Source organism: Pseudoalteromonas sp. C12FD-1 (assembly GCF_037414265.1).
Classification (GTDB): Bacteria; Pseudomonadota; Gammaproteobacteria; order Enterobacterales; family Alteromonadaceae; genus Pseudoalteromonas.
On record NZ_JBBEVD010000036.1, the window covers coordinates 1 to 1230 of the forward strand.

Here is a 1230-nt window from a genome sequence, read left to right on the forward strand (position 1 = left end):
TTGAACTGGTTTAATTGAGCCGGACACTTTAATAATGGACAATGTCCTAATATTGAGGTGTTAAATGACAAGACGTAAAAATAAATCTTATACAACTGAATTTAAGCAAGAAGCAGTCGCTCTGGTAACAGAACAAGGCTACTCAGTTTCAGAGGCCGCAGCCTCTTTAGGGGTTACCACCAAACTTATTTATAATTGGAAAGCTAAATTCGAAGAGCAACAAACTGGTAATTCGCTCAATGAAGATGAGCGCGCAGAGTTAAAACGCCTGAGAAAAGAAAACAAAGATCTCAAAATGGAGAAAGAGATCTTAAAAAAGGCCAGCGCCTTCTTTGCGAGAGAAATGAAGTAAAGTATCAGTTCATCAAAGAAAATAGCCAAGCTTTTCGCGTTATAAAGCTATGCTCAGCTATGAAGGTGAGTCGCTCAAGTTATTACGCATGGCTGGCGCGTCCAGCAAAGCTTATAACGGCCAAAGAGCTGCATCTTTATCGTAGAGCCAAAGTGCTGTTTAGACGCAGCAGAGAAAGCTTAGGCTACCGTGAGCTATGTAAGAACTTACGCAAAGAAGGTTTTAAAATAACGCGCTACAAAACTCGAAAGTTAATGGAGAAGCTCAATTTAGTGGTTAAACAGCGAGTAGCTTATAAAGTAACAACTAAGCGTAAACACTCTGATGCAGTTGCAGATAATTTGCTTAACCAAAACTTTAATCCGGTAGCACCCAATCAGATTTGGGCTGGCGATGTGACATACCTGAAAACTGGCGAAGGCTGGATGTACCTTGCTGTTGTAATGGATTTATATTCTCGTCGAATTGTTGGCTGGCATATTGATAAACGTATGACGACTGGTTTAGTAATGAAAGCCATGATTAGGGCTTATAACCTAAGAAAACCAACCAAAGGCTTGGTATTTCATTCTGATAGAGGGTCTCAGTATACGAGTAAGCGATATCGCAACCTATTAAAGCAGTTTGGTATGCGAGCAAGCATGGGTGATGTGGGGGCTTGTTGGGATAACGCTGTTGTTGAAAGGTTCTTTGGCAGCTTGAAACATGATTGGTTGTTAAAAGTGGCTCAGCCAACTCGTAAACACATGAAAAATGATGTTACTGAATATATGAAATATTACAATCTGGAAAGGCTGCACTCAGCTAATAATGATCAGTCACCAGTAAGGTATGAAAACTCTTTAAGAAAAGTGTCCGGCTGGAGTTGACCAGAACAG

The 1230-nt window shown here is 40.4% G+C and carries 1 protein-coding gene; it reads left to right on the forward strand.

Annotated features, from left to right (window positions below; genetic code table 11):
• Positions 1-64: 64 nt before the first annotated feature.
• A protein-coding gene (locus WDB87_RS02525; RefSeq protein WP_337848911.1) for an IS3 family transposase occupies positions 65-1221 on the forward strand; the annotation gives its coding sequence in 2 pieces (ribosomal slippage) (positions 65-308 and positions 308-1221; 1158 coding nt in all).
• Positions 1222-1230 lie beyond the last annotated feature (9 nt).